Source organism: Bradyrhizobium genosp. L (assembly GCF_015624485.1).
GTDB lineage: Bacteria > Pseudomonadota > Alphaproteobacteria > Rhizobiales > Xanthobacteraceae > Bradyrhizobium.
Genome location: NZ_CP061378.1, coordinates 2,693,635 through 2,714,154, shown reverse-complemented (window position 1 = coordinate 2,714,154; position 20,520 = coordinate 2,693,635). Strand labels below are relative to the sequence as shown.

At 65.2% G+C, this 20,520-nt stretch carries 20 protein-coding genes and 1 pseudogene; 10 read left to right on the top strand and 11 right to left on the bottom strand.

From position 1 onward, the window contains the following. Nucleotides 1-153 precede the first annotated feature (153 nt). Together IC762_RS12625 and IC762_RS12620 are read left to right on the top strand one after the other, a co-directional pair. Nucleotides 154-1,788, top strand: a complete 1,635-nt coding sequence (locus tag IC762_RS12625) for a thiamine pyrophosphate-requiring protein (protein ID WP_195789114.1) — start codon at nucleotides 154-156, stop codon at nucleotides 1,786-1,788. A gap of 18 nt (nucleotides 1,789-1,806) precedes the next feature. Further along, complete coding sequence (locus IC762_RS12620; protein WP_195789113.1) at nucleotides 1,807-3,021, top strand: NAD(P)/FAD-dependent oxidoreductase; 1,215 nt, start codon at nucleotides 1,807-1,809, stop codon at nucleotides 3,019-3,021. A 54-nt stretch (nucleotides 3,022-3,075) separates the two neighbouring features. Here the strand turns inward: IC762_RS12620 and IC762_RS12615 are convergent, their stop codons facing one another. The 7 genes from IC762_RS12615 to IC762_RS12585 form a co-directional block, all read right to left on the bottom strand. Then, nucleotides 3,076-4,317 (bottom strand): ABC transporter substrate-binding protein, encoded by a 1,242-nt coding sequence (locus IC762_RS12615; RefSeq protein ID WP_195789112.1) that lies wholly within the window; start codon nucleotides 4,315-4,317, stop codon nucleotides 3,076-3,078. A gap of 42 nt (nucleotides 4,318-4,359) precedes the next feature. Next, complete coding sequence (locus tag IC762_RS12610; protein WP_195789111.1) at nucleotides 4,360-5,838, bottom strand: ATP-binding cassette domain-containing protein; 1,479 nt, start codon at nucleotides 5,836-5,838, stop codon at nucleotides 4,360-4,362. Beyond that, nucleotides 5,838-6,764 (bottom strand): branched-chain amino acid ABC transporter permease, encoded by a 927-nt coding sequence (locus tag IC762_RS12605; RefSeq protein WP_195789110.1) that lies wholly within the window; start codon nucleotides 6,762-6,764, stop codon nucleotides 5,838-5,840. Before IC762_RS12605 ends, IC762_RS12610 begins: the two co-directional genes overlap by 1 nt. Nucleotide 6,765: 1 nt before the next feature. Further along, nucleotides 6,766-7,641 (bottom strand): branched-chain amino acid ABC transporter permease, encoded by an 876-nt coding sequence (locus IC762_RS12600; protein WP_195789109.1) that lies wholly within the window; start codon nucleotides 7,639-7,641, stop codon nucleotides 6,766-6,768. A gap of 94 nt (nucleotides 7,642-7,735) precedes the next feature. After that, nucleotides 7,736-8,959, bottom strand: coding sequence for an ABC transporter substrate-binding protein (locus IC762_RS12595; protein ID WP_195790096.1), 1,224 nt, complete (start codon nucleotides 8,957-8,959; stop codon nucleotides 7,736-7,738). Nucleotides 8,960-10,071: 1,112 nt separating this feature from the next. After that, entirely contained in the window at nucleotides 10,072-11,667 is a 1,596-nt protein-coding gene (locus IC762_RS12590; RefSeq protein ID WP_195789108.1) for an MDR family MFS transporter, read from the bottom strand. A gap of 159 nt (nucleotides 11,668-11,826) precedes the next feature. Beyond that, nucleotides 11,827-12,375 carry a YcgN family cysteine cluster protein gene (locus tag IC762_RS12585; protein WP_195789107.1) on the bottom strand — a complete coding sequence of 183 codons (549 nt, stop codon included), beginning with the start codon at nucleotides 12,373-12,375 and terminating at the stop codon, nucleotides 11,827-11,829. Nucleotides 12,376-12,656: 281 nt separating this feature from the next. Between IC762_RS12585 and IC762_RS12575 the strand changes: the two genes are divergently transcribed. Genes IC762_RS12575 through IC762_RS12565 form a run of 3 tightly spaced genes read left to right on the top strand, consistent with a single transcriptional unit; the run spans nucleotide 12,657 to nucleotide 16,151 of the window. Further along, entirely contained in the window at nucleotides 12,657-14,954 is a 2,298-nt protein-coding gene (locus IC762_RS12575; RefSeq protein ID WP_195789105.1) for a transglycosylase domain-containing protein, read from the top strand. Between the two features lies 1 nt (nucleotide 14,955). Continuing rightward, a complete protein-coding gene (locus IC762_RS12570; protein WP_195789104.1) occupies nucleotides 14,956-15,534 on the top strand; it encodes a DUF1214 domain-containing protein in 579 nt (192 codons plus the stop codon). Next, nucleotides 15,531-16,151: a DUF1254 domain-containing protein gene (locus IC762_RS12565; protein WP_195789103.1), complete on the top strand. Its 621-nt coding sequence runs from the start codon at nucleotides 15,531-15,533 to the stop codon at nucleotides 16,149-16,151. The genes IC762_RS12570 and IC762_RS12565 overlap by 4 nt, the downstream gene beginning before the upstream one ends. Nucleotides 16,152-16,172: 21 nt before the next feature. Here IC762_RS12565 and IC762_RS12560 read toward each other — a convergent pair whose 3' ends face one another. Together IC762_RS12560 and IC762_RS12555 are read right to left on the bottom strand one after the other, a co-directional pair. Then, the gene (locus tag IC762_RS12560) at nucleotides 16,173-16,934 is read right to left on the bottom strand and encodes a hypothetical protein (protein ID WP_195789102.1); all 762 of its coding nucleotides are present in this window, start codon (nucleotides 16,932-16,934) and stop codon (nucleotides 16,173-16,175) included. A gap of 17 nt (nucleotides 16,935-16,951) precedes the next feature. After that, nucleotides 16,952-17,146, bottom strand: a complete 195-nt coding sequence (locus tag IC762_RS12555; protein WP_195789101.1) for a hypothetical protein — start codon at nucleotides 17,144-17,146, stop codon at nucleotides 16,952-16,954. 271 nt (nucleotides 17,147-17,417) lie between these two features. On the opposite strand from IC762_RS12555, the gene IC762_RS12550 reads away from it, so the two are divergent. Beyond that, nucleotides 17,418-18,389 (top strand): DUF2336 domain-containing protein, encoded by a 972-nt coding sequence (locus IC762_RS12550; RefSeq protein WP_433995889.1) that lies wholly within the window; start codon nucleotides 17,418-17,420, stop codon nucleotides 18,387-18,389. Here the strand turns inward: IC762_RS12550 and IC762_RS12545 are convergent. Continuing rightward, a complete protein-coding gene (locus IC762_RS12545; protein WP_195789099.1) occupies nucleotides 18,386-18,730 on the bottom strand; it encodes a DUF1491 family protein in 345 nt (114 codons plus the stop codon). The two genes, IC762_RS12550 and IC762_RS12545, sit on opposite strands and share 4 nt — an antisense overlap. Nucleotides 18,731-18,794: 64 nt before the next feature. Between IC762_RS12545 and IC762_RS35770 the strand changes: the two are divergent. After that, nucleotides 18,795-19,013: pseudogene (locus tag IC762_RS35770) on the top strand (hypothetical protein); the annotation flags it as partial. A 6-nt stretch (nucleotides 19,014-19,019) separates the two neighbouring features. Further along, complete coding sequence (locus tag IC762_RS35245; protein WP_246801525.1) at nucleotides 19,020-19,355, top strand: hypothetical protein; 336 nt, start codon at nucleotides 19,020-19,022, stop codon at nucleotides 19,353-19,355. A 43-nt stretch (nucleotides 19,356-19,398) separates the two neighbouring features. Here the strand turns inward: IC762_RS35245 and IC762_RS12535 are convergent, their stop codons facing one another. Beyond that, entirely contained in the window at nucleotides 19,399-19,863 is a 465-nt protein-coding gene (locus IC762_RS12535) for a GIY-YIG nuclease family protein (RefSeq protein WP_195783624.1), read from the bottom strand. Between the two features lie 87 nt (nucleotides 19,864-19,950). Between IC762_RS12535 and IC762_RS12530 the strand changes: the two genes are divergently transcribed. Both IC762_RS12530 and IC762_RS12525 read left to right on the top strand, forming a co-directional pair. Next, nucleotides 19,951-20,250, top strand: a complete 300-nt coding sequence (locus tag IC762_RS12530; protein ID WP_195783623.1) for a hypothetical protein — start codon at nucleotides 19,951-19,953, stop codon at nucleotides 20,248-20,250. Between the two features lie 5 nt (nucleotides 20,251-20,255). Next, the gene (locus tag IC762_RS12525) at nucleotides 20,256-20,453 is read left to right on the top strand and encodes a hypothetical protein (protein ID WP_195783622.1); all 198 of its coding nucleotides are present in this window, start codon (nucleotides 20,256-20,258) and stop codon (nucleotides 20,451-20,453) included. Nucleotides 20,454-20,520: the final 67 nt, after the last annotated feature.

Sequence of the window (20,520 nt, the reverse complement as noted above, 5' to 3'; positions counted from 1 at the left end):
GGGCGCAGCGCCCGTATTGCCCGCAAACGCATATCAGGACTACCTGATCCGGCCGCAGGCGCGCTTTACCGGCCGCAAAAATCCTGTTCCTTTATCGGACAGGACGACAACGAGGCCGGAGCAACCGGCCGCATCCAAAAGGGAGAGACCGGCATGAAGCTCGGCACCGCGATCGCGGAAATCATGAAGCGCGAGGGCATCGAGATCCTCTGCGGCTATCCGGTCAACCATCTGATCGAATACGCCGCGAATGCCGACATCCGCCCCGTGATGGTGCGCCAGGAGCGCATCGGCGTGCACATGGCGGACGCGATTTCCCGGGTCACCTCGGGACGCAGCATCGGCGCCTTCTGCATGCAGCATGGCCCCGGCGCCGAGAACGCGATGGGCGGCGTCGCGCAGTGCTACGGCGAATCCGTGCCCGTGCTGGTGCTGCCGATGGGCTATGCGCGCCGGCTCGCCAACATCGACCCGAACTTCAATTCCAGCCAGGCCATGAAGGCATTCTCGAAATCGTCCGAGCCGATCAACATCGCGGCCGAGGTCTGCAACATCTTCCGGCGGGCGTTCACAAAACTGAAGAACGGCCGCGGCGGACCGGTCATCGTCGAGATCCCCGCCGACATGTGGAATGAGGAAGTCGCCGAGCCCCTCAACTACACGCCGGTGCTGCGCACCCGCTACGGCGCCGACCCCTTGCATGTGAAGGAAGCGGCCGCACTGCTCGTCAATGCCAAGCGTCCGGTGATCTATGCCGGCCAGGGCGTGCACTACGCCAAAGCCTGGCCGCAACTGAAGCGGCTCGCCGAGCGGCTCGCGATTCCCGTCACCACGAGCCTCGGCGGCAAATCGTCCTTCCCCGAGACGCATCCGCTGTCGCTCGGCTCCGGCGGCCTCGCGGTGCCGCGCGCGGTGCCGAAATTTCTCACTGAGGCCGATGTGATCCTCGGCATCGGCTGCTCCTTCACCGAGACCTCGTTCGGCATCGCGATGCCGAAGGGCAAGACCATCATCCATTCGACGCTCGATCCGAACCACATCAACAAGGATGTCGAGGCCAAGATCGCTCTGGTCGGCGACGCCGGCCTGGTGCTCGACGCGCTGCTCGAGGAGATCGGCAAGACCGTGACCTCGGATCGCAATGCGAGCGCGGTCGCCGAGGAGATCGCGGCAAGCCACAAGGAGTGGCTCGCGAAGTGGATGCCGAAGCTGACGCATAACGATGCGCCGCTCAATCCCTACCGCGTGCTGTGGGACCTGCAGCACACCGTCGACATCAAGAATACCATCATCACCCATGATGCCGGCAGCCCGCGCGACCAGCTCTCGCCGTTCTGGAAGGCGGTCGAGCCGCTGTCCTATATCGGCTGGGGCAAGACCACGCAGCTCGGCTACGGCCTGGGCCTCGCGATGGGCGCCAAGCTCGCCAAGCCGGACAAGCTCTGCATCAATGTCTGGGGCGATGCCGCGATCGGCTTCACGGGCATGGATTTCGAAACCGCGGTGCGCGAGCGGATCCCGATCATGTCGATCCTGCTCAACAATTTCTCGATGGCGATCGAATTGAAGGTGATGCCGATCTCGACCGAGAAATACCGCTCGACCGACATCTCCGGCGACTACGCCGCGATGGCGCGCGCCTTCGGCGGCTATGGCGAGCGGGTGACCAAGCCGGAAGACATCATCCCCGCCATCAAGCGCGGCATCCAGAAGACGCAGGAAGGCATCCCGGTGCTGCTGGAGTTCATCACCAGCAAGGAGACCGAGGTGTCGCGGCCGGGGACCTGAACCGTCGCGAGGAGAGAGATGGCGCGCATACTGGTGCTGGGTGCCGGCTTTGCCGGGCTGTGGGCCGCGCTCGGCGCGGCGCGCAAGCGTGACGCGATCGGCGCACGGGCTGATGACACCGAGATTCTGGTGGTCGACCGCAACGCCTATCACAACATCCGGGTGCGCAATTACGAGGTCGAGCTCGGCGACGTCGCGCTGCCGCTGGCCGGCCTGCTCGATCCGGTCGGCGTCAGGCACAGGGTGGCCGAGGTCGCGGCGATCGATCCGGCGACGCGGCAGGTCACGGTCAGGCAAGGCTCCGGCACCGAGGTCCTCGCCTATGACCGGCTGGTGCTGACGACGGGCAGCGAACTGGTCCGCCCTGCAATCCCGGGCCTGGCCGCGCATGGTTTCGACGTCGACACCTATCAAGCCGCGGTCAAGCTCGACGCGCATCTTGCGGCACTCGGCAAGCAGCCGCCGTCCGAGGCGCGCGCGACCGTGGTCGTGGTCGGCGCCGGCTTCACCGGGATCGAGGTCGCGACCGAGATGCCGGACAAGCTCGCCCACGCCGGCGTCACCGGCCCGCGCCGCATCGTCCTGGTCGATCCCAATCCCATGGTCGGTGCGACCTTTGGCGCGCGTGGGCGTCCGGTCATCAACGAGGCACTCGCTGCGCTTGGCGTCGAGACCCGGCTGAACGTCAAGGTCAGCGCGATTGGCGCCGCCGGCATCACGCTCGATACCGGCGAGATCATTGCGACCGAGACCGTGGTCTGGTGCGCGGGCATGCGGGCCAGCCCGCTCGCCGCGACGCTGCCGGCAGTTCGCGACGGGCTCGGCCGGCTCGCCGTCGATCACTTCATGCGCGTCGAGGGCCTCACAGGCGTGTTCGCCGCCGGCGACGTCGCCACCTGTCTGATCGACGGCACGCATCCGAGCGTGATGTCCTGCCAGTTCGCGCGGCCGATGGGCCGCTTCGCCGGCCACAATGTGGTTGCGGACCTGTTCGGCGAAGAGCTGTTGCCGCTCACCATCGACTGGTACGTCACCGTGCTCGATCTCGGCGCCTGGGGCGCGCTCTACACCACCGGCTGGGACCGCGCGGTCCACACCACGGGCGCGGCCGCCAAGGCCACCAAGCAGACCATCAACCGCGAGCGCATCTATCCGCCGCGCAACGGCGATCGCGCCGCGCTGCTCGCCGCGGCCGCGCCGACGATCCAGGCCGCGCCCAAGACGCGCAAATAGCAAAGGGGCGGCCACCGCGCGACCGCCCCTCGCCGTCCGAAATGACTTGCGCCGTTACTGCGACAGCTTCACGAAATCCGGAAACTTCAGCTTGCCTTCCGCGATCGCCTTCGGCCAGACCGTGACCTGCTTGCCGTTCTGCCACTGGAACACGAGGCCGGTGACGAAACCCGGGCCCGACTTGATGCCGTGGGTGAACTCGTCGTCCTTGCCGTAGAACGCGATCTTGCCGATCGTGCCCTCGAAGTTGGTCTTCTCGAGCTCGGTGACCATCTTGTCCGGATCGGTCGAGCCGGCGCGCTGGATCGCCTCCGCGATGATGTAGACCTCGTCATAAGCGGTGTAGCCGGTATAGGCCGGCTCGACGTTGAACTTGGCCTTGAAGGCCGCGGCGAACGGCTTGGTCTTCGGGGTCACCGCGACATTCGGCGTCGCTACCGCGAGCGAGGGCACGCCCTCGGCGGCGCCGTTGGTGTCGCCCCAGAACGACGGGCTCAGCGCCTGCGCGGAGATGCCGAACATCGGGATCGGCACCTGCTGGTTCTTCCACTGCACCGTCGGCTGCACGCCGACATGGGAGATGCCGGTGACGATCACGTCGGGCTTGGCGCTCTCCATCTTGTTGAAGATCGGCGTGAAGTCGGTGGTGTCGGGCGAGAAACGGATGTGCTCGACCACCTTCAGCCCGGCCTTCGGCAGGCAGGCCTCGTAGCCGATGTCGAGCGGCTTGGTCCAGGCCGCGTCCTCGCTCATGATCGCCGCCGACTTGAACTTGAGCTGGTCGACCAGCAGATCCTTGGCGGCGTCGCAGACGATCTGCGCCTGCGCCGCCGAGGTCAGGTAGCCGTGGAAGGTGTACTTGTTCTTCTCGTAGTCGGCGTGAATAGCCTTGGTGATCTCGTTCGAGGCCGCGCCCGGCGTGATCAGCGGCATCTTCAGCCGCGAGGCCCACGGCTCCAGCGCCAGCACCACCTCGCTGATGTAGCTCGCGATCACCGCGGAGACCTTGTCCTCGCTGACCGCGCGCTGGAAGGCGCGCACAGAATCCGCCGACGACGACTTGTTGTCGTAGGTGACGATCTCGATCTTGCGGCCCATCACGCCGCCCTTGGCATTGATCTCGTCGGCGGCGATCTGCGCGCCGCCCGGCGTGGCCGCGCCCGCGATCGACTGCACCTCGGCGATTACGCCGATCTTGATCGGGTCCTTGGACTGCGCATAAGCGGGTGCTGCGAGGCACAGCGCGAGCGCGGACGCCAGCGGCAACAGGGTGGCCATTGAATATCGTGACATCATCAATCTCCCTTTCTTTGCTTTGTTATTGTCGACACTCAAAACCTACAGGAAGTCCTTGCCGGCCTCCGCCGCGAACCGGCCCGGATCGCCTTCCCACACGATCTTGGCGTGCTCCAGCACGTAGACGCGGTCGGCATGGGGTAGCGCGAACGTCACGTTCTGCTCGCCGAGCAGCACCGTGATCTTGGTGGTCTGGCGCAGCCGCTCCAGCGCCTTCGACAGCAGTTCGAGGATGACGGGCGCAAGGCCCAGCGTCGGCTCGTCCAGGATCAGGATTTGCGGCTGCATCATCAGCGCGCGGCCGATCGCCAGCATCTGCTGCTCGCCACCGGACAGCGTCTGCGCCATCTGGCCCTGGCGCTCTTTCAGGATCGGGAACAGCTCGAACAGCCAGGCGAGCTGTTTTGCCCGCGCGGCGTCATCGAGGTGCTGGCCGCCGAGGTCGAGATTCTCCCGTACCGACATCTCGCCGAATAGCTCGCGTGATTCCGGGCACTGCACGAGGCCCGAGCGCGCGATCTTCGCCGGCCCGATGCCGCGCAGTTTCTCGCCGCCGCGGATGATGTCGCCGGTGTACGGCAGAAAACCCGAGATGGTGTTGAACAGCGTGGTCTTGCCGGCGCCGTTCAGCCCGACGACCGAGACGAACTCGCCCTCATGGACATGGATCGAGACGTTCTCCAGCGCCTGCGCCTTGCCGTAATGCACGCTGACATTCTCGACCTGCAGCAGCGGCACCTTGTCCTTGAACGAGGTTTCCGGCCGCGCATGGGTTTCGATCGCGCCGCCGAGATAGACCCGCCGCACGGTCTCGTTCTTCATCACGTCCTCGGCGCGGCCGGTCGTGATCTCCTCACCGAGATACATCGCGAGCACGCGGTCGACCAGCGCCGCGACGCTCTTGACGTTGTGGTCGACCAGCATCACCGCGCGCCCCTCGTCGCGGAAGGTGCGGATCAGCGCCGAGAACGTGCCGACCTCGGCGCTGGTCAGCCCGGCGAAGGGCTCGTCGACCAGCACCACCTTCGGGTCACGCGCGATCGCTTTGGCCAATTCCAGCCGGCGCAGGTCGGCGAACGGCAGCGTCGGCGGGCGGCGGTCCATCACCGCCCCCAGGCCGACGCGCTCGGCGATCCACTTGGCGCGCTCGGTCAGCGCCTTGTCGGGAAACAGCATGAACAGGCTGTCCGGCAGCAGCGCGACCATGATGTTCTCCAGCACAGTCTGCCGGTTCAGCGGCCGCGAGTGCTGGAACACCATGCCAAAGCCCTTGCGCGCGATCTTGTGCGCCGGGAGCCCTGCGATGTTCTCGCCCGCGAAGATCACCTCGCCCGCGGTCGGGCGCTCGATCCCCATCACGCTCTTCATCGCGGTCGACTTGCCGGAGCCGTTCGGCCCGATCAGGCCCAGGATCTCGCCGGGATGGACCTCGAACGACAGGTTCTTGACGGCCGTCAGGCCGCCGAATCTCTTGGTCAGTCCGCGAACGGAAAGCGTTGCAGTGGTCACAGTCTGATCCATTACGAGCGCGCCTCGCGTGACAAGGCCGCGCCGAGGAAACCGCCGGGGAAGAACAGCACGACGAGCAGCGCCACCGCCGAGACGATGAAGGTCGCCAGCTCGCCGGTCGGCCGCAAGAACTCGCCGGCGACGATCAGGAAGATCGCCCCTAACGCCGCCCCCAGCACGGTGCGACGGCCGCCGAGCACGGCTGACACGATCACGTTGACGCCGACCGCGACGTCGACGACGGTGCCGACCGAAGCGGTGCCGAAGTAGAACACCAACAGCGCCCCCGACAGCCCCGAGAAGAACGCGCTGACGATGAAAGCAGCGAGCTTGTGCTTGACGATGTTGAAGCCGAGCGCGCCGGCCTGCACCGGATCCTGCCCGCTCGCCTGCAGCACGAGGCCGACCGGCGATTGCGACAGCCCGTAGAGGATCGCCGCGCTGATGGTCATGAAGCCGAGCGCGATCCAGTAATTGGCGCCGGCATTGATGGTGATGACGTCAGGGATCGTCAGCCCGATCTCGCCGCCGGTGAGATCGGCGAACACGACCACGAAATTCTGCAGCATCAAGACCGCGACCAGCGTGGTCAGGCCGAAATACGGTCCCCTCACCCGCAGCGCCGGCAGCGCCAGCACGAAGCCTGCGACCACGGAGGCGAGCGCGCCGAGCAGGATGCAGAGATAGACCGACCAGCCGAACTGGGCGTTGAGAATGCCGGCGGTATAGGCGCCGACGCCGATCAGGAAGGTCGGCCCGAAATTGACCTCGCCGGCGAAGCCGAACAAGAGGTCCCAGGCCATCGCGAACACGCCGAAATAGAACGCGACGGTGAGGAGCCCGAGCACATAGCCGGAGACGTAGAGCGGCAGCGTCGCGGCCACGACGACGCAGGCGAGCGAAATGAAGAACAGGCGCGAGGTGAAGAAGTTGCCCATCTCAGCGCCTCCCCAAGAGGCCCTGGGGCCGGATATACATCACGACGACCAGCAGCAGCAGCGCCGGAATGGTGCGATAGGCCGGCGACACCAGATAGGCTGTCAGGGTCTCGAGATAGCCGACGACGAACGCCGCGATCAGCGAGCCGGAGACGCTGCCGAGGCCACCTAACACCACGATCGAGAACGCGCTCGCGGTCAGCGGCCCGACGCTGTAGGAGCTGACCCCGAGGAACATGCCGAGCAGCACGCCGGCGATGCCGGCCAGGATGCCGTAGATACCCCACACCACGATGTAGATCTGGGTCAGTTCGAGCCCGAGCAGCGTGACGCCGCGCGGGTTCATCGAGGCCGCCAGCACCGCCTTGCCGGTGCGGGTGCGATTCACCAGGAGCCACAGCAGGCCGATCACGAGGCAGCAGACCAGCGCGGTGAAGATGTTGTTGCGCGGCGTGCGGTTGCCGAAGATGTCGACCACGCCCTCGACGATCGGCAGCACGGTCTTGGCGTTGTTGGTGAAGAAATAGGCGATCAGCTCCTGGATCATGATCCCCCACAGCAGCGTGCCGGTGAGGACGAAGATCTCCTTCTCCTCATTGGGGATCCGGCGGGAGTTCTGGATCGGCTTCACGACCGCGAAATAGGTCGCGAACGCCATCACCAGCGCCACGGCGACGCCGAGCAGCGCGCCGGAATAGATGTCGAGGTGAAGCACGCTGGCCGCGGCCCAGGCCGCGACCGCCGCGGCCACCATGATGGCACCGTGGGAGAGATTGAGCACGCCGGAAACACCGAAGATCAGGGTGAAGCCGGTGGCGCCGAGCGCGTAGAGCGCACTGATGGCGAAGCCATCGATCAGGATTTGTAACGCAAGCATCTCAGATTGGCCGCGGCAGCAGGGCTGCCTGTTGTGGAGGACGCGTGACGACAGAAAAACGCTCCCGGACAGCGTCCGGGAGCGTCTTTATCGGTCAATTCGAGGTGACCTTGATGAAGCTCGGGAACTTGAGCTCGCTCTTGGCGACCTCTTTCGGCCACACCGCGACCTGCTTGCCGCCCTGCCACTGCAGCATCAGCCCGGTGATCAGGCCCTTGCCGTATTTGATCGAGTGAGTGAACGGATCGTCCTTGCCGTAGAACTGGATCTTGCCGATGGTGCCTTCCCAATCGGTTTTCTCCAGCGCATCGACCATCTTGTCGGCGTCGACGGAGCCGGCGCGCTTCACAGCATCGGCGATGTAATAGACCTCGTCGTAGGAGGTATAGCCCGCGTAAGACGGATAGTTGCCGTAGCGCTTCTTGAAGTCTTCGGCGAACGGCACCGATTTCGGCGTCACCGCGACGTTCGGGCCCGAGACGCCCTGGTACAGCACGCCCTCGGCGGCGTCGTTGGTGTCCTTGCCGAAGGTCTCGTTGGTCGCCTGCGAGGAGATGCCGAACATCGGGATCGGCACCTGCTGGTTCTTCCACTGCACCGTCGGCTGCACGCCGACATGCGAGATGCCGGTGATGATGACGTCGGGCTTCGCCGCCTCGATCTTGTTGAAGATCGGCGTGAAGTCGGTGGTGTCTGGCGAGAAGCGGATGTGATCGACGACCTTGAGGCCGATCTTGGGCAGGCACTCCTCGTAGCCGACGTCGAGCGGCTTGGTCCAGGCGGCGTCCTCGCTCATGATGACCGCGGTCTTCATGTGCTTGCCGTCGACCAGGAGGTCCTTGGCGGCATCGCAGACCGAGAGCGCCAGCGCGGCCGAGGTCAGGTAGCCGTGGAAGGTGTACTTGTTCTTGTCGTAATCGGCGTGGACGCTCTTGCTGATCTCGTTGGAGGCGGCGCCCGGCGTCACGAACGGCGTCTTCAGGCGCGAGGCCCAGGGCTCGAGCGCCAGCACCACTTCGCTGATGTAGCTCGCGATGACGATGTTGACCTTGTCCTCGTTCACCGCGCGCTGGAACGCGCGCACCGAATCCGCCGAGGACGAGTGATTGTCGTAGGAGACAATCTCGATCTTGCGGCCGTCGATGCCGCCCTTGGCGTTGATCTCGTCGGCGGCCATCTGGGCTGCCTGCGGGATCGACGCGCCGGCAATCGCCTGCGCCTCCGCGATCACGCCGATCTTCAGGGTATCAGCCGCAAGCGCGCCACCCGGAGCCGCCGCCACCAGGCCGAGCGCGACCGCTCCGGCGAGTTGCTGCATCGCATGAAAGGGCAGTCCAGTTGATCTCTTCACTCTGTTTCTCTCCTCGTTTTCGGCTGCTTCGAGCTCTCTTGGGCCCTATTCGGCCTCTTCTTGGGCCGCGACTATAGCCGCGACAAAATGTGCAGCAAGCGAAACTGCATGCAGATCGCCATGCGCCGACGGCAACTAAAGTAGTGGTCGGGGGCTGAGCAAGAACTAGGCAGCGTGCCCCGTCGCTCTCCCCGTCATTCCGGGGCGCGCCTCTTGGCGTGAGCCCGGAATCCATCAGGCCGCATAGTCCGTGGCGAAATGGATTCCGGGCTCTCGCTGACGCGAGCCCCGGAATGACGGTGGAGAGACATCTTCGTTTTTTCGGAAATATTTCTTGACGTAGACCCCAACTCAGCTGTTTAATGTCGGCGTCTCACCCGATCGAGGGGCGCTTCGCGGTCGTCATGAGTGCGGTGTGAGATGCGGTGGACGCCGAGCGCGCGAAGACGTAGCGCGCGCGAGGCGGACGGCGAAATCGTGCAGGCCTGACGCCCTAGTGGCAGGTGTTGATTCCCTGTGATGCTCACGCATCGCCGGGATGACGGTGACACAAAAGCCCAGTCTCGCCGGGGCGAGCACGTATAAGCCGTAACCCATCGCGCAGGGAAAGCCGGGTTGTTTCCGGTTACACCTGTGGTCCTACCCCCGGTGCTTTTTGTTGCACCGGGCCCATGGGTGCAATCGGCACCCGGCTTTCCCTGCGCCCTCTGATCGCAGAGCGGCGAAACGATAAGCAAAGCTCGGGCAAAACATGTCGCGAGATGGCGAAGCTGTATCCTCATCCACACCTGTCATCGCCCGATTTAATCGGGCGACCCAGTACGCCGCGGCCCATCGGCTCAAGCACGACTGCCTCTGGAATACTGGGTCCCCCGCATGCGCGGAGGACGACATCGCGGTGGTGGTTGATGAAGCGAAAACTATCCTCACCGTCGTCCTGGCGAAAGCCAGGACCCATTATCCCAACGGCCTGTTCGTGCACGACGCTGGAGCCGCAGTCCCGTTCACAATCACATTCGGTGGTAATGGGTCCTGGCATTCGCCAGGGCGACAGGTGCGATGATGAGGAGCGCTCGCCCCTACTCCGCCATCTCCACCGCCGGCCGCGTGGCGGGGCCGGCGAGCGGGCGTTCTTCCATCGTGATCATGCAGATCGCGGCCGTGGTCAGCAGCACGGCGGCAGCGCCGAATACGTAGCGGAAGGCGGTGATCATGTCGGCGATCGGGATCGAGCTCACCACACCGGCGCCCGCCGCATGATGCTCGCCGGCGAGCGAAACGTCCGGACCGAGCGTCATCAGCAGGATCGCTGCGAAGGCGGCGACGGTGAAGGACGCCATCAGCGCGCGGAAGAAGTTCATCGCGCCGGTGACGGTGCCGACCTGTGGGCGCGCCACGGAATTTTGCAGCGACACCACGCTGACCGGGAACGTGGTGCCGAGGCCGAGCGCGAACACGCTCATCACGACCAGCAATCCCCACAGCGGCAAGGTGGTCACCGCCATCACGACGGCGCCGACCGCGGCCACCGAGGTGCCGACGATCGCGACGCGCTTGTAGTGCTTGGCCTTCGCCATGGTCCGGCCGGCGATCGCGGCACCAAAGGTCGAGATCGCGGCGAGCGGGATCAGCGCGAGGCCGGCTTCGCTCGCGGTCAGATGATAGACCACCTCGTAATAAAGCGGCAGGTGCACGGTGAGACCGACCATGGCGCCGAGCGCGCAGCCACCCGCGCCCATCGCAAACGGCACGACCGAGCCGCTCAGCAGCGACAGCGCCAGGAAGGGTTCGTCGGCGCGGCGCGCATGCCAGACGAAAGCGCCGGCGAGTGCGATCGAGCCGCCGAGCATCGCCGTGATCGTCGGCGACAGCCAGGAGAAACGGGTACCGCCCCAGGTCAGCACCAGCATGAACACGACGGCCGAGGCCATCAGCAGGATGCCGCCGAACCAATCGACCTCGCGCTTGCGGTGGAACACCGGGATCTTCTTCATCTTCGGCAGCAACAGCGCCAGCGCGGCAGCCGCCAGCGGCAGGTTGATCCAGAAGATCATCGACCAGTGCAGGTGTTCGGCGAACACGCCGCCGACCACCGGTCCCAGAATGCCGCCGGCCATCCAGACCGAAGAGAAATAGGCCTGGTACCGGCCCCGCTCACGCGGGGACACCACGTCGGAGATCACGGTCTGCACCACGGGCATGATGCCGCCGCCGCCGAGCCCTTGCAGGCCGCGGGCCAGGATCAGCATGGTCATGCTGGGCGCGACCGCGCACAGCACCGAGCCGACCACGAACAGGCTGAGCGAAGTGATGATCATGGCGCGGCGGCCATAGATGTCGCTCAAGGTGCCGAACACCGGCGCCACGGCGGTGGACGCCAGCAGGTACGCGGTGATGACCCAGGAGAGATTGGTGACGTCGTGGAACTGGCGGCCGATGGTCGGCAGCGCGGTTGCGACGATGGTCTGGTCGAGTGCCGCCAGAAACATCGTCAGCATCAGGCTGATCACGATGGTGCGGACTTCGTCGTGGCTGAGAGCGGTCGGCGGCGCCAGCGGCGGCGCGTCGTTGAGTTCGATCACTTCGCTCGGAAGGCGAGACAGCTCTTCGGCAATGTCGTCTGGCAAAGTTTCTTGGTCGGCAGGAAAACGGCTCTGCCGTTCATACTTGTTCATTTTTGGCGTAAATCTGCTGCGCAGGCCCCTGCCCGCGATGGAATCATTCTCGAATTGCAATGTATGCTGCAACGCGATGCTGAGGCAGCCACCTCAGCGCATGGGTGCATCCCGCCTCGGCATCCTCGCGCTGACGTGAACCTGAAGCGCGTGACGGCGTCACGCTTTCGGCGACTTCACGAGAGCCTTGTCGAGAACCTTGGGCCGCTTCTTCAAGCGTGCCTGCTTCGGCAGCAGCCCTGGCCAGCGCACGATGTGATCCTCGAGATCGGCATCGTTGACGTCGAGCTCGGTGCCCTCGACCCGGCCACGCACCGAGACCCCGGCCTCATGAACGGTGTTGGGATCGCCGGAGATCAGGGGATGCCACCAATAGAGGTCGCGCCCCTCGGCGACCAGGCGGTAGCCGCAGCTCGGCGGCAGCCAGTTCAGGGTGCGGACGTTCTCGGGCGTCAGGCGCACGCAATCCGGAACCTTGTCGGAGCGGTTGGGGTAGTCCTTGCAGGCGCACAGGCCGGAATCGAGCAGCTTGCAGGAGATATGAGTGAAGTAGATCTTGCCGGTGTCCTCGTCCTCGAGCTTCTCCAGGCAGCAGCGCGCGCAGCCGTCGCACAGGCTCTCCCATTCGGCGGTGGACATCTCTTCCAACGTCTTGGTTTTCCAGAAGAATCCCGCCTGATCCGACGGGCGTTTGGGCGCTGTGGTCATGATTCCCTAAAACGGCCGATATCGCTCTTCTTGGGGCGCGGTTCTGGGCCGCGCAAGGGGGTGATTTTGCGGGGCTGCAAAAGTGCGTGGGCAGCGTTAGGCCTTTCATTAAATTCACCAGCCGCGCCATTGGTTTGTGACAGCTGCTCGGATAGAACAGCGCCCGAGTCCCCAACGACGCAAAAGCGCCTTGGGTTTGCCGCAACATCGAAGCAAGACGCGCGTCTGAGTGCCCCGCGGGGCGCCCCTGGCGCTCCATTTAACTGAGGTCGCCTAGGACCGTGCCAAACAACTGGAAACAGCGGCTCAACAATTTCCGGCTGGATCTGGATGCGCGCTTCGACTCGGCGCTGTTTAATTCCGGCCGCGGCCTGCGCGAGCTCTGGGAGCGCTACTCGACCTTCATGGACCGCTTCTATGTCGGCCGCTGGAAGCGCTGGGTGTTCATCGAGCCGCTGTCGGAGGCCGCGACCATCGGGCTCGGCGGCATGATCCTGCTGCTGACGCTCGCGATCCCCGCCTTCCGCGAGACCGCCGACGAGGACTGGCTGAAGAAGTCAGATCTCGCGGTGACCTTCCTCGACCGCTACGGCAATCCGATCGGCAGCCGCGGCATCAAGCACAATGACTCGATTCCGCTGGAAGACTTTCCGGACAATCTGATCAAGGCGACGCTGGCGACCGAAGACCGCCGCTTCTACGACCATTTCGGCATCGATATCCCGGGCCTGGCGCGCGCGCTGGTCACCAACGCGCAGGCCGGCGGCGTCCGCCAGGGCGGTTCGTCGATCACCCAGCAGCTCGCCAAGAACCTGTTCCTGAACAACGAGCGCACCATCGAGCGCAAGGTCAAGGAAGCCTTCCTCGCGATCTGGCTGGAGACCCGGCTCACCAAGAACGAGATCCTGAAACTCTATCTCGACCGCGCCTATATGGGCGGCGGCACCTTCGGCGTCGACGGCGCGGCGCATTTCTACTTCAACAAGTCGGTGCGCGACGTGAACCTCGCGGAAGCCGCGATGCTCGCCGGCCTGTTCAAGGCGCCGACCAAGTACGCCCCGCACATCAACCTGCCGGCGGCACGCGCTCGCGCCAACGTCGTGCTCGACAACCTCGTCGATGCCGGCTTCATGACCGAGGGCCAGGTGTTCGGCGCCCGCCGCAATCCCGCGGTCGCGGTCGACCGGCGCGACGAGAACTCGCCGAACTACTATCTCGACTACGCCTTCGACGAGATGCGCAAGCTGGTCGACACCTTTCCGAAATCCTATACCGAGCGCGTCTTCGTGGTGCGCACCGCGATCGACATGAACGTGCAGCACGCGGCCGAGGAGACCATCGAGAACCAGCTCCGCCAGTTCGGGCGCGATTATCACGCGACCCAGGCGGCGACCGTGGTGTCCGATCTCGACGGCGGCATCCGCGCCATGGTCGGCGGCCGCGATTATGGTGCGAGCCAGTTCAACCGCGCCGTCGACGCCTATCGCCAGCCCGGCTCGTCGTTCAAGCCCTATGTCTACACCACGGCTTTGCTGAACGGCTTCACGCCGAACTCCAAGATCGTCGACGGTCCGGTCTGCATCGGCAATTGGTGCCCGCAGAACTATGGCCACTCCTATTCCGGCCTGATCACGCTGACGCAGGCGATCACCAATTCGATCAACGTCATCCCGGTCAAGCTGTCGATCGCGATCGGCCAGAAGGAGCAGCCGAAATCGAGCAACCCGGCCAAGCTCGGCCGCGCCAAGATCGTCGAGGTGGCGCGACGCTTCGGCCTCACCGCGCCGCTGCCCGATACGCCGTCGATGCCGATCGGCTCCGACGAGGTCACCGTGCTCGAGCACGCCGTGGCCTATGCGACCTTCCCGAACCGCGGCAAGGCGGTGACGCCGCATGCGGTGCTCGAGGTGCGCACCGGCGCCGGCGACCCGGTCTGGCGCTGGGACCGCGACGGGCCGAAGCCGCGCCAGGCGATCCCACCGAATATCGCCGCCGACATGGCGGGCATGATGAGCCACGTGGTGAGCGAAGGCACCGCGCGCCGCGCCGCGCTCGACGGCATTCCAACCGCGGGCAAGACCGGCACCACCAACGCCTATCGCGATGCCTGGTTCGTCGGCTACACCGGCAACTTCACCTGCGCGGTGTGGTACGGCAATGACGACTATTCGCCGACCAACCGCATGACCGGCGGATCGCTGCCGGCGCAGACTTGGCACGACATCATGCTCGCCGCGCATCAGGGCGTCGAAGTGCGCGAGCTCGCGGGCGTCGGCATGGGCCAGAAGCTGCCGAAGGGCGCACAGGCCAACGCCGAGGCCAATGCGTCGCCGAAGGTGCTGGAGACCAAGCCGGGCACGCCGCCGGTGCTGACGAAGAAGGGCGCCGATATCCTGGTGCGGGTCGAGAAGCTGCTCGACGACGCCGCCAAGACCACCGCGCCCGCCGGCAAGACCACGCTCAACGAACCGTCGAAGACCGGCAAGCCGGAATCCTCGAGCGCGCTGGCGTTCCCCGAGAACTACGTCGCCGCGGCCGGGCCGGACGGCACGACAGCATCCGTGCCACGCAAGAACTGACGTGCGGCTGCTCCTCACCACCTTGCTTGCGCTTGTGATCGCCGCCGCCGTCGGCCTCGGCCTGACCTACGCGACCGCGACGCGCGGCACCGATCTCGGCACCCTGAAGATCGGCGCCTGGACCGCGCGGCCGCGGATCGGCACCTCCGATGTCGACCCCTATTCGCGCGCCACCATCGCCCGCACCGGCGAGCTGCCGATCGGCACCGGCGACGGCATCTCGTTCTCGGCAATCGCCGACGACAAGAACAAGCCGCTCGACGGCCGCTGCGACGTCGTGGTCAGCGGCGTGACGCCGGCGGCGCGGTTCTGGACGCTGACGCTGTTCGATCGCAAGGGCCGCCTGGTCGCCAACGCGCTGCAGCGCTACGGCTTCACCAGCCAGGAGATCATTCGCGCCTCCGACGGCACTTTCGAGATCCACATCGCCTCGCGCTCGCGTGCCGGCAACTGGCTGCCGACCGGCGGCATCGAGCGCTACGCGCTGATGCTCCGCCTCTACGATACGCCGGTCGGGGTCGCGACGCGGACGCAGCGCGACGCGCCGATGCCTTCCATCGCCACGACGGGCTGCCCATGATCCGGATCCTGCTCACGATCGTGGCGGGCGTGCTGCTTGGCGGCGTGGTGCATCTCGTCAGCGTGCTGGCGCTGCCGCGGATCGCATCGCAGGACGCCTATTCGCGGCTGACGCCGATGACCAAGCTCAACAGCGTGACGCCGCTGCCGCTCGCCGATCCCAGCAACTCGCCGCTGCCGCTGATGGATCCGGCGTTCGCGATGGCGATCTGCCGCTACGATCTCGGGAGCGGCCCGATCAAGCTGACGGTGCCGGTGAGCCAGGCCTATACGTCAGTGTCGTTCTACACCCGCAACGAGGTCGCCTATTACGCGATCAACGACCGCTCCGCCGGCAAGAAGGTGATCGAGCTCGATTTGATGACGGAGGCGCAGCACAACGACCTGCCGGAGGACGAGGAAGTCACCGCGGCCGACCGGCTGATCATCGATTCACCGACGACGACCGGGCTGATCCTGTTGAAGGCGCTGGCCGCGGAGCCCGGCCTGATGCCGCAGGCGCAGGCCTCGCTGGCCGCGGCGACCTGCAAGGTGCAGAGCGAGCCGGTCGCGGCCAAGCAGGAGGCGCCGCCTCCGCCCGCTCCTGCGGCTCCGCCGCCTCCCGCGCGCAAGCGCTAGCGGGTTGGCGCGGTGGCGAGGTCAGCCCTTCGACACCACCGCACCACCGGCGACCGGCGCGACCGGCGAAATGACGACGGGCGGATTTGCGGTAAGCCGGGCGAGCTCGTTGATCTGGCGGTCGGCGTCGGCGGCCATGCCGTCGGGCGCCTGGATCACCAGCCGCTCCAGCGCCCAGCGATAGGACGAGACCCGCCGCTCCAGGCTCTGCTGCACCCACTGCACGATCAGCGCGTTCTCTTCCATCCGCGCCACCGCGTCGGCCCGCTCGCGCGGCGAAACGTTGGCGATCACGCCGATGGCTGCGTTGCGCTTGCGGTCGAGCTCGATCACCTGGGCTGCGATCGCGAAGAACGGCTCGAAGCGGGTGATGTCGTCGCGGACGTCGTCGATCAGCAGCGAATAGCGCGAGGCGAACGAGCGATGCGGCTCGTCGATCAGATTGCGGCCATAGGCGGTGCGGTCGAACACCACGTTCTGCCGCCATGGCGACGGCAGCTTCTGGTAGTCGCCGAACACGCTCTTCCAGGCCGGCCGCGACAGCGGCGGCTCGATGAACTGGTAGGCGAGATCGCGCAGTTGCCGCTCCTGCTCGGTGAGCTGGAATTGCGAGGCCTTCATGCCGACGCTGCCGGTCGCCTCACCGCCGAGCCAGCGATGCATGTCGTCGTTACGGAAGCTGTCACGGGTGCGGCCGAAATCGCCGCCGCTGCAGCCGCCGAGCGCGGCGCCCGCGAGCAGCAGGATCAGCGCCGGGAATGACCGCCGCGCACGCTCCGACATCGCATGATGTCCCGAGGTCAGGAGCGCCGGCGGCGACGGCGGCCCTGCGCCGTCCCCTGCTCCGGTCCGCGACCTCCGCCGGTCTCCTCGACGGTTCGCTCGATCCGAACCACGGGAAGGATCAGCACGTTGCCGATGCGCTCGCCGGCCGCGTCCATCACGCTCGGCCGCCGCGTAGCCGCATCCGCCGGGAATTCGATGATGGTGCCCATGTTCCGTTCTCTCTGGCCCCCGCACGGACATCACCTGCCCCTGCACTCGCCGAATTAAGACCGCGCATGGTTAATGACATCTTAAGCCGTGCCTACGGGCGGTTACGGATGTGGCGCTGTGCCTTATTTAACACGCGCATTCGCAGCTTCGGCTTCACCGGCTGTTTTCCTTAACTGCCCCTTAAAGCAGCCCGCGTAGGCTCGCCTCCACACGATTTCCAAAGATCGAATCCTTGACCCCTGGTCCTGACCCAAGTCGCGTACGCCTGAGATGAGCGCAGCTCCACTATTTCCGGGTTTCGATGGGCTGATGACGCTCTCCCGCCGCGAGGGCGTCGACATCCGCCCGACCTTGCTTCGCGTGTTGACCGATCTTTACGTGCAGGCGAGCGCGCACTCCGCCGACGAGGAACAGCAGTTCGTCGAGCTGACGTCGCGGCTGATCGACGAGGTCGACGATGCGACCCGCGCCGCGGTGCGGGCCCGGCTTGCGATCTATCCGGCGACGCCCGCCAGGATCATGGACAAGCTCGGGCTGCGCCACGGCGATGCCGGCCAGCCGATGCCGGCAGCCTCTCCGCTTCCCGCTCCCGCGCCGCCGACGCCGCCGAGCCGAATCCCGACTGACGCCGAGCTGCGGATGGCGGCGAGCCTGTCGATGCGGCCCAACGACGCCGCGGAAATCTCCGAGATGTTCTTCACCGCCACCGCCAGCGAGCGGGCGCAGATCCTGCAAAATCTGCAGGACACGCCGCTGAAGGCCGCAGCGCGGATTTCCACAGCGCGCGCCGCGCGTGCGGTCCATATCCTGGAAATGGCGGCATTCGCCGAGGACATCGAGAACTTCACGCTCGAGGTCGGCGAGGCGCTGATCCTGCCGTCGCGGATCGCGGCGCAAGTGGTGAATGATCCCGGCGGCGAGCCGCTCGCCTGCGCGATGCGGGCGCTCGACATGTCGGGCCCGGCCTTCCAGCGCATCCTGATGTTCCTCAATCCGGACGCGGGCTCACAATTCACCTACGTCTATCGGCTGTCGCGGCTCTACGATCGCCTGAGCGAACGCTCGGCGCTGGTGATACTGGCGGCCTGGCGCGGCTCGACCATGGCGGTAGCCCGCGCCAAATATCGCTCCTCGCTCTACGACGACGAGCGGCAGCGTGCGCGCGCAACACCGTCGCAGGCGCGGCCGGCCGTGCAGCCCGGCAGCGCTCCCGCGATCCGCAACCAGAACTCAAAAAGCTAGCTTCGCGCCAGATCGAGAAAGTGCCGCCCGCTGCGGTCTTCGGTCTCGACGATCCAGGCGTCGGGATCGAAGCGGAGCTCCTTGGTCAATCGCTCCTCGATCGACGGCTCCGGCAATGGCTGCGGCGCGGTCAGTACGAACAGCCGCTCGGCCGGGCGGCTGTCGTCATAGACGGTCTGCGGCGCCGGCGCGTACAGCAGCGCATTGCCGTCCATCAGCGCCACCTTGACGAACACGGCGCCGGCCTCCTCGGCGCCCTTCTTGCGGATCGCGCCGAACACGCCCTCGGTCTGACAGCGGCGCAGATAGGCCGCCACCCAAATGCTGGTTTTAAGCCTCATTGAAAATTCCCAAAGAATTCAATGAGTAGCTGCGTACCAGAGTAAGCAAGATGCGAGAACATAGATGGAACTTCAGGACGTAGCGTTACCCAAAGAGTTACCCGGGACGAAGTGCCCCGGGCTGCCTCATGCCTATTTCGTATATTTTATCTATTGCGCTGGCCGGGTCAAAATCGGACGCGCCCAGGATGTTGCTGCTCGGTTTTCGGCTGTCTCTACGGGAAGCCCCTTCCGCCCCGTTCTTCTTCTCTCATTTAGCGGTTCGCTAAACGCGGAGAAGGAGCTTCACATGCGGTTTGCTGAAGATCGCGTGCACCGAGAGTGGTTTGTTCTTTCAGACCATCTGAGGCGCTATATCGTCGCTCGCCTATCGCCAGACGGCATTGCCGCGTTTCGCCAAGCTGAAAACGATTTCATCGCCACTTTTCTTCCGGTCGAGGACAAGCCTCGTAGAAAATGGAAGAGACCGCTCAAGCGTTGTCATCATGGCAATCCATTGATGAGGTCCTGCTCCAAATGCACCAAGGAAGCCGATCTCAAGGTTTACGAGGCGCTCAGGCAGAAGTTAAAGCGGGATCAGCAGATGGCGTATCAGGCCGATCGGCTCGCGGAGGCGCTGCGATGACGCGCCCCTCCATCGCGCCTGCCCAAGGATCGCCGGAGCGGGTTCAGCGGTCTGCCTTCTCGCGGCGCTTCAGCTCGCGCTCGACGGCGTCCCGGACGAAGTCCGTCCGATCCTCACCATCCGCCAAGACGGCCTCAATGCGCTCGAACGTCCCCTCCGGGAACCGAGCCTGCATGTCCTCAGACCATCGTTTCTTCCTGCCCACAACACCTACCAGCTTAGCACGACGCTCACCCAGCGCGACGGCGGCCGCCGCCTCTTTGACAGCCGAAATCGCTGCATCCGGAGAGACCTTGAACCATTCCCCGGACATCCGGTGATCGCGGAGAAGCCAATGGGCGTAGCTCTCAATATGAACGGCAAGGTCGGGCGATTCCAGGCAAAAACCGATCGCAAGAGGCTCGAAACTGCCGCTCTGGATCGTCTTCATGCGCTTTTGGACGTCGCGCGCAATGCCGATCTTTTGGGGGCCGCTAACGGCTCCGATCACATACACGAAATTTGCCATTTCTCATATGATTTATTGTTGACGGATGATATCTCATATGAGATAAATAACTCATACGAGATATCCAGTCAACAGCGGAGCAAGACAATGCATCTCGATTGCGACACCACTCCCCCGCTCAAGAGCCGCTACGTCTCCAAGGGTTACAAGCTGGAGACCGTAATCGAGATCGCGACCGATCTCCTTGCGGAGGTCGAGGAAGGCCAGATCGGCATCTACGATTCCAGGCGCGGCGATGGCTTCAAGGGCTACGTGATCAAGTATCGCGGACAGTCCCCGTATTTCGAGGCCCCCGCTAACGACGAGGAGCCGCCGCGCGACGAGGACGACGGCTGCGACCCGCTGTACGGCCAGCGCATGGATAGCGCCGACATGGGGGAGTGCTGATCTGCATGCGCAAGATCAAGCAGCAAAATCGCCCCTATCTGATTTCCTACGGAACGGGAATGCGCGATAGCGCAACGACGCTCGACCATGCCGTGGCCAGGGTCGAGGAGCGTCTGAAAAAACACCCGCGCGAGATTGGTCAAATCTGGCTGCGTGGCGCGCTTGTTCGCAAAATTGGCCCGCTCACCGTCGCTAAAGGATAGGCCAATGAGGATTTGGAAGCGCTTTGTCGCGTGGATGAACCGGGGACCGCAATGCGAATGCGGGGCC

Coding starts and splice junctions, on each gene's coding strand:
- IC762_RS12615 (WP_195789112.1), bottom strand. CDS start 4,317: ATGATGTCACGATATTCAATGGCCACCCTGTTGCCGCTGGCGTCCGCG.
- IC762_RS12555 (WP_195789101.1), bottom strand. CDS start 17,146: ATGGGCACCATCATCGAATTCCCGGCGGATGCGGCTACGCGGCGGCCG.
- IC762_RS12605 (WP_195789110.1), bottom strand. CDS start 6,764: ATGGGCAACTTCTTCACCTCGCGCCTGTTCTTCATTTCGCTCGCCTGC.
- IC762_RS12550 (WP_433995889.1), top strand. CDS start 17,418: ATGAGCGCAGCTCCACTATTTCCGGGTTTCGATGGGCTGATGACGCTC.
- IC762_RS12565 (WP_195789103.1), top strand. CDS start 15,531: ATGATCCGGATCCTGCTCACGATCGTGGCGGGCGTGCTGCTTGGCGGC.
- IC762_RS12530 (WP_195783623.1), top strand. CDS start 19,951: ATGCATCTCGATTGCGACACCACTCCCCCGCTCAAGAGCCGCTACGTC.
- IC762_RS12590 (WP_195789108.1), bottom strand. CDS start 11,667: ATGAACAAGTATGAACGGCAGAGCCGTTTTCCTGCCGACCAAGAAACT.
- IC762_RS12600 (WP_195789109.1), bottom strand. CDS start 7,641: ATGCTTGCGTTACAAATCCTGATCGATGGCTTCGCCATCAGTGCGCTC.
- IC762_RS12610 (WP_195789111.1), bottom strand. CDS start 5,838: ATGGATCAGACTGTGACCACTGCAACGCTTTCCGTTCGCGGACTGACC.
- IC762_RS12545 (WP_195789099.1), bottom strand. CDS start 18,730: ATGAGGCTTAAAACCAGCATTTGGGTGGCGGCCTATCTGCGCCGCTGT.
- IC762_RS12585 (WP_195789107.1), bottom strand. CDS start 12,375: ATGACCACAGCGCCCAAACGCCCGTCGGATCAGGCGGGATTCTTCTGG.
- IC762_RS35245 (WP_246801525.1), top strand. CDS start 19,020: ATGCGGTTTGCTGAAGATCGCGTGCACCGAGAGTGGTTTGTTCTTTCA.
- IC762_RS12625 (WP_195789114.1), top strand. CDS start 154: ATGAAGCTCGGCACCGCGATCGCGGAAATCATGAAGCGCGAGGGCATC.
- IC762_RS12525 (WP_195783622.1), top strand. CDS start 20,256: ATGCGCAAGATCAAGCAGCAAAATCGCCCCTATCTGATTTCCTACGGA.
- IC762_RS12560 (WP_195789102.1), bottom strand. CDS start 16,934: ATGTCGGAGCGTGCGCGGCGGTCATTCCCGGCGCTGATCCTGCTGCTC.
- IC762_RS12535 (WP_195783624.1), bottom strand. CDS start 19,863: ATGGCAAATTTCGTGTATGTGATCGGAGCCGTTAGCGGCCCCCAAAAG.
- IC762_RS12620 (WP_195789113.1), top strand. CDS start 1,807: ATGGCGCGCATACTGGTGCTGGGTGCCGGCTTTGCCGGGCTGTGGGCC.
- IC762_RS12595 (WP_195790096.1), bottom strand. CDS start 8,959: ATGCAGCAACTCGCCGGAGCGGTCGCGCTCGGCCTGGTGGCGGCGGCT.